Here is a 7,944-nt window from a genome sequence, read left to right on the forward strand (position 1 = left end):
GTTCTTCACCCGCGCCGGCTCGTCCTTCTGGACGGGCCGGCGCTTTTTCGCCCCATAGCACGCCGGTCCGACGATTCCGGCTGTTCCGCGGCGATCCGTGGACGAGTTGTCCACATACCCCCGGTTGTCCACAGCCCGGCGAATCCGGCCTGGTTCCGCCCCCTCGCCCCCTGGCATCGTCGAACGCACACGCACCGTGATCGCCGGGACCGTCCCGGTGACCGGCGCACCGACGAGGGGGCGACACGATGACGGGCACCGACCAGCTCGCAAGACACCGCCGCGACCTGGGCGCATGGGGCGAGGACCTCGCGGCCCGCCACCTGCTGGACCGCGGCTTGGTCCTGCTGGGCCGCAACTGGCGCTGCCGCGAAGGCGAGATCGACCTCATCCTCACCGACCGCGCCCGGGTCGTGTTCTGCGAGGTCAAGACCCGCACGGGCACGGAGTTCGGCCTGCCGTCGGAGACGGTGACGGAGGAGAAGGCGGGCCGCGTGCGCCGAGCGGCCGAGCGCTGGCTACGTGAATACCGCATCGGCTGGTGCCCAGTCCGCTACGACGTGGTGACGATCCTCGCGGAGCCGGGCAAGCGCCCCCGCGTCCAGCACATCGAGGCGGCGTTCTGATGCCCATCGCCAAAGCCTGGAGCGTCGCTTTGCTCGGCATCGACGGCCGGGTCATCGAGATCGAAGCCGACCTCGGCGGCGGGCTGAGCCGCGTCACCCTCGTCGGTCTCCCGGACGCCGGGCTGCGCGAGGCCAAGGACCGCGTCCGGTCGGCCGTCCGCAACTCCGGCCAGGGCTGGCCGGACGGGAAGGTGACGCTCGGCCTGTCCCCGGCGAACCTGCCGAAGGTCGGCTCGGCGTACGACCTCGGCATCGCGGCCGCGGTGCTCGCCGCGACGGGCTCGGTCCCGGCGACCCGCCTGCTCGGCACGGTCCTGCTGGGCGAGCTGGCGCTGGACGGCCGCGTCCGCCCGGTCCGCGGCATCCTCCCGGGCCTCCTGGCGGCTCGCGCGGCCGGCTACGAGCGAGCCGTCGTCCCGGCGGACTCGCTGGTCGAGGCGGGGCTGGTGGACGGCATCGACGTCGCGGGCGCGGCCCACCTGCGCGACCTGGTGGCGTGGCTCAAGAACGAGGCCGGTCTCGTGCCGCCGGAGCCCCCGGGCCCGCCGGTCACCCCGATGGTACCGGACCTCGCGGACGTCGTCGGCCAGCCGGAGGCGCGCTGGGCCCTGGAGGTCGCGGCGGCGGGCGGCCACCACCTGCTGCTCACCGGCCCACCGGGTGTCGGGAAGACGATGCTCGCTCGTCGGTTGCCCGGCCTCCTGCCGCGCCTGTCCCACGAAGAGTCCTTGGAGGTGACGGCGGTGCACTCGGTCGACGGCTCGCTGTCGAAGTCGTCGCCGCTGGTGACGGTCCCGCCGTTCGTGGCCCCGCACCATTCGATCACGGTGGCGGCCCTGATCGGCGGCGGTAGCGGCCTGGCCGGACCGGGCGCGATCAGCCGGGCCCACCGCGGAGTGCTGTTCCTGGACGAGGTCTGCGAGTTCGGCGGCCAGCGCCTGGAGTCGTTGCGCACGGTGCTGGAGGAGGGCGAGGTCCGCATCGCGCGCGTCAAGGGCTCGATCACGTACCCGGCGCGGTTCCAGCTGATCCTGGCGACGAACCCGTGCGCGTGCGCGCCACCGAAGGAAGCGGACTGCGTGTGCTCCCCGACAGCCCGCCGCCGCTACCTCGGCCGGCTGTCGGGTCCGTTGCTCGACCGCGTGGACCTCCGCGTCCGCCTACGACCGTTGAGTGCGATCAACGCCCACGACACGGGAGCGACGGAGTCCTCCGAAACGGTCCGAACCCGGGTTTTGCAGGCTCGCGAACGAGCCGCCCACCGCTGGCAAGCCCATGGCTGGCGGTCGAATTCGGAGGTCCCGGGCCCGGCTTTGCGCCGCGAGTTCACGCTCGCGCCGGACGCGACGCAGCTGCTGGACCGGGCAATGGACCGCGGAGCCCTGAGCGGCCGAGGAGCCGACCGTTGCCTCCGCATCGCCTGGACCCTGGCCGACCTGGACGGCGAGCACCGCCCAGGAGCGGACCAGGTCGGCTCGGCGCTGGCGTTTCGTGAGCGGGTGGCGGCATGACCCCCGGCAGACTGCGCACCGCATACGCGCGTGTCGCGGGTCGGCTGACCCTGGTTTTCGGCGGGCGAGGCGGTGTGAGTCCCGACGAGCTACGCCAGGCGTGCCTGCCTCCGGTGGAGCCCATGACCATCGCTGGGACGGGTCCGGTCGGTTCGTCGTTGCCCTTGCGCTCGAGCGGTGTGGTGAGTGCCGAAGGGGTGCAGCGGCCGTGTACACGAGTGACCGGCCCGCCGGAACACTCGACCGGCTTGCCCCGGGCCATTCGTGAGCGGGTGGCGGCATGAGCGCCGACGAGCTGCGACAGGCCCGCGCCTACCTCCTGCGGGTCGCGGAACCCCCAGCCGCCGCCTTGGTCGCCTTCGTGGCCGAACGCGGCCCGGTCGACGCGGCTGCGCGGGTCCGTCGAGGGGACTGTCCGCCCGAAGTGCTCAAAGCGACCGAAGCGCGCCGTGAGTACGACCTCGTCGGTCAGGACTTCGCGCGAGCCGCCGCGGCCGGGGCTCGGCTCGTCGTCCCCGAAGACGACGAGTGGCCCGCCTGGCCGCTGCTCGCCCTCGAGCAAGCGGCCCGGCGCGGCGTGTCCGAAGCCGTGCCTCCGCTCGCGTTGTGGGTCACCGGCGAGGTCGCCCTCGGCACCGCCGCCGACCGCGCTGTCGCCGTGGTCGGCGCTCGGGCGGCGACCGAGTACGGCGAGCACCACGCCGCCGAGCTGTCCTACGGCCTGGCCACCCGGGGCGTTCCGGTGTTCTCGGGCGCGGCCTACGGCATCGACGGCGCCGCCCACCGCGGTGCGCTCGCCGCCTCGGGCGTCACCGTCGCCGTGCTCGGCTGCGCCGTCGATGCGGGCTATCCGGCCGGCCACGTCGGGCTGCTCAACCGGATCGTCCGCGACGGCGGCGCGGTCGTCAGCGAGTACCCGCCCGGCACACCGCCCGCCCGGCACCGGTTCCTGGTCCGCAACCGGCTGATCGCGGCCCTCACCGAGGGCACCTTGGTCGTCGAAGCCGGGAAACGCAGCGGCGCGCGCAACACCGCGAGCACCGCCGGGGCCCTCGGCAAGGTGGTCATGGCCGTGCCGGGACCGATCTCGTCGGGGATGTCCGTCGGCTGCCACGAGCTGATCCGCGACTCCCGCGCGACGCTCGTCTCGACCGTCGACGAGATCCTCGAGACCGTCGGTCGCTTCGGCATCGCCGAGGACCCGGACGCCCGGCCGAAGCGCCCGACCGACCGGCTCGGTCCCGAGGCGTTGCGGGCCTACGAGGCGCTTGCCGTACGCGCCGACCGGTCGGACTCCGAAATCGCGGCCGAATCCGGGCTGCCGCTGCGGAAAGTGCGGGCCCTGCTGCCCGCGCTGGAGATCGACGGATTCGCCGTCCGCGGCGACGCGGGCTGGCGACGACGGAGGGAAAGCGCGTGAACGCCACGAAATCCGGGCGAAATCGTCGAAGCCGTTCGGCCGGTCCGGTGTGCCCGCGTGGCGATCCTTGACCGGAGGCGGATGTTCGCGCAGCGTGACATCCATGCCGCCGCCATCACACTCCGGACGGGGCCGCCGGCCGGACCTGCGCGCGCTCCGGGCCGCGCTGCCCGAGCCGGTCCGGGCCGTCGTCGCCGGGTACGAACGGCACCTCGGGCTCGAACGCGGCTTGTCCGCGCACACCGTCCGGGCGTACGTCGGCGATGCGGTGTCGCTGCTCGGGTTCGTCGTGGACGGCGGCGGCGGGCTCGACGAGCTGGACTTGGCGCGGTTGCGGGCGTGGCTCGCCGCCCAGCAGACCGGCGGGGCGAGCCGGACGACGCTCGCGCGGCGGGCCGCCTCGGCGCGGACGTTCACCGCCTGGGCGCACCGGACCGGCGTCCTCGCGACCGACCCCGGCGGTCGGCTCGCCGCGCCGCGGGCGCACCGCACCCTGCCGGGGGTGCTGCGCGCCGGCCAGGCGGGGGAGGTCATGCAGGCGTCGGCGGCCGGTGCCGCCGAACGCGATCCCGTCGCACTGCGTGATCGCGCGATCGTCGAGCTGCTCTACGCCACCGGCATCCGCGTGTCCGAGTTGTGCGGGTTGGACCTCGGTGGAGCCGACTTCTCCCGTCGTGTCGTGACGGTGCTCGGCAAGGGCGGCAAGGAACGCGTGGTGCCGTTCGGCGTCCCGGCGGCGCGAGCGCTCGACGACTGGATCACCGAGGGACGGCCGAAGATCGTCGCGGAAACCGCCGGTGACGGCGTCGAGCCGGCGCTTTTCCTCGGTGTCCGGGGGAAACGCGTCGACCCGCGCGCGGTGCGGCGGGTGGTGCACGACGCCGTCTCGGCGGTGCCCGGAGCGCTCGACATGGGGCCTCACGGCCTGCGGCATTCGGCGGCGACGCATCTGCTCGAGGGGGGTGCGGATCTCAGGAGCGTTCAGGAACTGCTCGGTCACGCTACGCTTGCCACGACGCAGCTCTACACTCATGTGACCGTCGACCGGTTGAAAGCGATCCATGACCGAACGCACCCCAGGGCCTGAGGCGGCCCGGGGAGTCTCGCCGGGGTCGTCACCAGCGGGCCCGGCGGCGCACGCGCATCCGCACGAGCACGGAGACGACACTGAGCCGCATGCCGAGAACGACTGTGCAATGACCGCAGGCCCGCACGTGACCGAAGCCACCGGAGTGACCACTCACGGTGAGGCCGCCGCGCCCGCGGAATCGCGCGCCGGCTACGACGTCGACGCCGGGATCGCGGCGCTGTGGCGGCAGTTCGCCGACAGCCCCGACCAGGCGTCGCGCGATCGGCTCGTGCTGCACTACGCCCCGCTGGTCAAGTACGTCGCGGGCCGGGTCGGCACCGGCCTGCCGACCCACGTCGACGTCGGTGACCTCGTGCAGTCCGGCATCTTCGGCCTCGTCGACGCGATCGAGAAGTTCGATCCCGAGCGCGGCCTGCGCTTCGAGACGTACGCGATGCAGCGCATCCGCGGCGCGATCCTCGACGACCTCCGTTCGCAGGACTGGGTGCCGCGCGCGGTCCGCAGCAAGGCCAAGGAGGCCGAGCGCGCGATGGAGCGGCTCGGCGCCCGCCTGAACCGCACCCCGACCGACGCCGAGCTCGCCACCGAGCTGGGCATCGGCCTCGACGACCTGCGCGATTTCTACGGCCAGCTGCAGCTCACCAGCGTCGTCGCGCTGGAGGACCTGGTGGCCGCGGGCAAGGACAGCGGCTCGCTGGTCGACACGCTGCCCGACGACGACGCCGTCGACCCGGTCGCGGTGCTCGTCGACCAGGACAACCGGCGCCAGCTCGCGCAGGCCATCGCGCAGCTGACCGAGCGCGACAAGATCGTGGTCAGCCTCTACTACTTCGAGAGCCTGACCCTCGCCGAGATCGGCAAGGTCCTCGGCGTCACCGAGTCGCGGGTCAGCCAGCTGCACACGCGGGCTGTCATGCGGCTGCGCGCCAAGCTGGTCGAGCAGACCGGCACCTGATCAGGGACCACCTCCCCACGGCTTGAGGCGGAACTCGCCGAGCTCGCCGGTGAGGGCGAGGGGATCGACGTACTCGTCGCCCCGCCGCACGCCCCAGTGCAGGCAGGCGGCGATCGCGCAGCCGGGGTGCCCGGCGAGGACGGTCCCGATCACCTGCCCCCGGTAGACCTGATCCCCGACGGCGACTTTCGGCTCGACGGGCTCGTAGGTGGTGCGCAGGCCACCGTCGTGGTCGACGGACATGACGGGCCGCCCGCCGACGAGCCCGGCGAAGACGACGACACCGGCATCGGCGGAAAGAACCTCCTGCCCGGGGACGGCGGCCAGGTCGACGCCCCGATGCCCGGCGCCGTAGGGCGTTTCGGGGGCGTCGAAGTACTTCGTGACCACCGGATCGGGTGATAACGGCCAGGAGAGCCGCCCCTGGGGCACGGCTCGGGGGTCCGGCGAGGTCGAGGTGGGCCAAGACGGGCCCGCCATGAGTGCCGTGGCCCAGGCTCCGGCCGGGGCAGGTCGGGCCGCCCATGGGACGGCCGCCGGCGGTTCGGTCGCTGCGGGCGTGGCGCTCCCGGGGTCGGCCGGCGTTGGTCGGGCCGCCCACGGGACCGCCATCGTCGGCTCAGTCGCTGCGGGCCTGGCGACCTCGGAGCCCGCCAGCGTCGGCCTGGCCGCCCATGGGACGGTCGTCGGCGGTTCGGTCGTGGCCCCGGGCCCAGCCGCCGTCGGGTCGGTCGCTTCGGGAGCGACTGGCCTCGGTTCGGCCGGGAGCCGGCCGGCGGATTCGATCGGGGTCGATCCGAGCGCTGCCGCCGCCATCGGTTCGGCGCGGTGCGCCGTCGGCCGACCGGCCGTCGGCGGCGGCTCACCCGTCCGTGGCGGTGGTGCCGGTGGTGGTCCTTGCCCACCGGTCCGACCGGCAGGCATCCCCAGCCCGTCCAAGCCCGCCGTCGCACCCGGGCCGGCTGCCCAACCGGACGTCACCGGCGCCGGAACAGCCACCGCGACGCCCGCCAGAAAACCCGCACTGACCAGGGCAATCATGCCCCAAGTGCGACCCCTCGACCACCGCGAAACTCCGTTGATCAACTCCATGGCTCCAGCCTGCGTCACGCCGAGGCGTCGTGGGGGCCCGGCCGCGAATCTGTGGACAACTCGGACCGTTCCGGAGCCGGTGTGGACAACTCGGCCGCCGGTGGGGGCGGGGCTGGTGGCAGGGGGTAGAATCTTCTGCGCGGTCCGCGTGAGCGGGCTGACTTCGCGTGCACGTGCGCGTTCCCTCGATTTTCCTACCGCGGGAGACGCACGGGGTCCGGCGGTCCCTGGGGTTCCTCAACCCCTCAGGGTCCGGGCTCCGGCACGGGCACCAGGGCGAACGGCCACCCGGCCGCGAGCGACAAAACCGAGCAGCGCGTCCAGCGGGCGCGCGCGACACAGAAGAGGTGTGATTCCGGCAATGGCCGTCGTCACCATGAAGCAGCTGCTCGACAGCGGCGTGCACTTCGGGCACCAGACCCGTCGGTGGAACCCGAAGATGAAGCGCTACATCTTCACCGAGCGCAACGGCATCTACATCATCGACCTGCAGCAGACGCTGACCTACATCGACCGTGCGTACGAGTTCATCAAGGAAACCGTCGCGCACGGCGGCACCATCATGTTCGTCGGCACCAAGAAGCAGGCTCAGGAAGCCATCGCGGCCGAAGCCTCGCGCGTGGGCATGCCCTACGTGAACCAGCGCTGGCTCGGCGGCATGCTGACCAACTTCCAGACCGTCCACAAGCGCCTCCTCCGCCTGAAGGAGCTCGAGTCGCGCGAGCAGACCGGCGGCTTCGAAGGTCTCACCAAGCGCGAGATCCTCACGCTCACCCGTGAGAAGGACAAGCTCGAGAAGACCCTCGGCGGTATCCGCGACATGGCCAAGGTGCCGAGCATCGTGTGGATCGTCGATACGAAGAAGGAGCACATCGCCGTCGGCGAGGCTCGGAAGCTGAACATCCCGGTCGTCGCGATCCTGGACACCAACTGCGACCCGGACGAGGTCGACTACCCGATCCCGGGCAACGACGACGCCATCCGGTCGGCCGCGCTGCTGACCAAGGTCGTCGCCGAGGCCGCGGCCGCCGGTCTGATGCAGCGCTCCAGCCGCAACGGTGCCTCCGCGGACACCAAGCCGGAGCCGGGCGTCGCCGCCGACGAGCCGCTGGCCGAGTGGGAGAAGGAGCTGCTCGCCGGCTCCGAGACCGCCGCCGCCGACGCGACCGAGGCCGCTGCCGCGACCGAGGCCGCCACCGAGCAGGCGACCGCCTCCTCCTGATGTCCCACCGCCCGTGGGGGGGGGCCCG

Annotated in this window: 7 protein-coding genes; 6 read left to right on the forward strand and 1 reads right to left on the reverse strand. The window is 72.9% G+C overall.

Annotated elements, in window-relative coordinates:
• Positions 1 to 248: 248 nt before the first annotated feature.
• The 5 genes from ABFJ78_RS28140 (at position 249) to ABFJ78_RS28160 (ending at position 5,602) form a co-directional block, all read left to right on the forward strand.
• Positions 249 to 626, forward strand: a complete 378-nt coding sequence (locus tag ABFJ78_RS28140) for a YraN family protein (RefSeq protein ID WP_436389605.1) — start codon at positions 249 to 251, stop codon at positions 624 to 626.
• Positions 626 to 2,137, forward strand: coding sequence for a YifB family Mg chelatase-like AAA ATPase (locus ABFJ78_RS28145; RefSeq protein ID WP_436389606.1), 1,512 nt, complete (start codon positions 626 to 628; stop codon positions 2,135 to 2,137). Before ABFJ78_RS28140 ends, ABFJ78_RS28145 begins: the two co-directional genes overlap by 1 nt.
• Before the next feature lie 280 nt (positions 2,138 to 2,417).
• On the forward strand, positions 2,418 to 3,557 hold the full coding sequence (dprA, locus tag ABFJ78_RS28150; RefSeq protein WP_436389607.1) for a DNA-processing protein DprA: 1,140 nt from the start codon (positions 2,418 to 2,420) through the stop codon (positions 3,555 to 3,557).
• Positions 3,558 to 3,660: 103 nt separating this feature from the next.
• On the forward strand, positions 3,661 to 4,644 hold the full coding sequence (locus ABFJ78_RS28155) for a tyrosine recombinase XerC (RefSeq protein ID WP_436389608.1): 984 nt from the start codon (positions 3,661 to 3,663) through the stop codon (positions 4,642 to 4,644).
• Between the two features lie 109 nt (positions 4,645 to 4,753).
• Positions 4,754 to 5,602 carry a FliA/WhiG family RNA polymerase sigma factor gene (locus ABFJ78_RS28160; protein WP_436389609.1) on the forward strand — a complete coding sequence of 283 codons (849 nt, stop codon included), beginning with the start codon at positions 4,754 to 4,756 and terminating at the stop codon, positions 5,600 to 5,602.
• Here the strand turns inward: ABFJ78_RS28160 and ABFJ78_RS28165 are convergent, their stop codons facing one another.
• Positions 5,603 to 6,082 (reverse strand): M23 family metallopeptidase, encoded by a 480-nt coding sequence (locus tag ABFJ78_RS28165; RefSeq protein WP_436389610.1) that lies wholly within the window; start codon positions 6,080 to 6,082, stop codon positions 5,603 to 5,605.
• A gap of 973 nt (positions 6,083 to 7,055) precedes the next feature.
• On the opposite strand from ABFJ78_RS28165, the gene rpsB reads away from it, so the two are divergent.
• Entirely contained in the window at positions 7,056 to 7,916 is an 861-nt protein-coding gene (gene rpsB / locus ABFJ78_RS28170) for a 30S ribosomal protein S2 (RefSeq protein ID WP_372670636.1), read from the forward strand.
• Positions 7,917 to 7,944: the final 28 nt, after the last annotated feature.

The sequence above is a fragment of the Amycolatopsis sp. MEPSY49 genome, assembly GCF_051337345.1.
In the GTDB taxonomy this organism is placed as follows: domain Bacteria; phylum Actinomycetota; class Actinomycetes; order Mycobacteriales; family Pseudonocardiaceae; genus Amycolatopsis.

Coding starts and splice junctions, on each gene's coding strand:
- ABFJ78_RS28140 (WP_436389605.1), top strand. CDS start 249: ATGACGGGCACCGACCAGCTCGCAAGACACCGCCGCGACCTGGGCGCA.
- ABFJ78_RS28145 (WP_436389606.1), top strand. CDS start 626: ATGCCCATCGCCAAAGCCTGGAGCGTCGCTTTGCTCGGCATCGACGGC.
- dprA (WP_436389607.1), top strand. CDS start 2,418: ATGAGCGCCGACGAGCTGCGACAGGCCCGCGCCTACCTCCTGCGGGTC.
- ABFJ78_RS28155 (WP_436389608.1), top strand. CDS start 3,661: ATGCCGCCGCCATCACACTCCGGACGGGGCCGCCGGCCGGACCTGCGC.
- ABFJ78_RS28160 (WP_436389609.1), top strand. CDS start 4,754: ATGACCGCAGGCCCGCACGTGACCGAAGCCACCGGAGTGACCACTCAC.
- ABFJ78_RS28165 (WP_436389610.1), bottom strand. CDS start 6,082: ATGGCGGGCCCGTCTTGGCCCACCTCGACCTCGCCGGACCCCCGAGCC.
- rpsB (WP_372670636.1), top strand. CDS start 7,056: ATGGCCGTCGTCACCATGAAGCAGCTGCTCGACAGCGGCGTGCACTTC.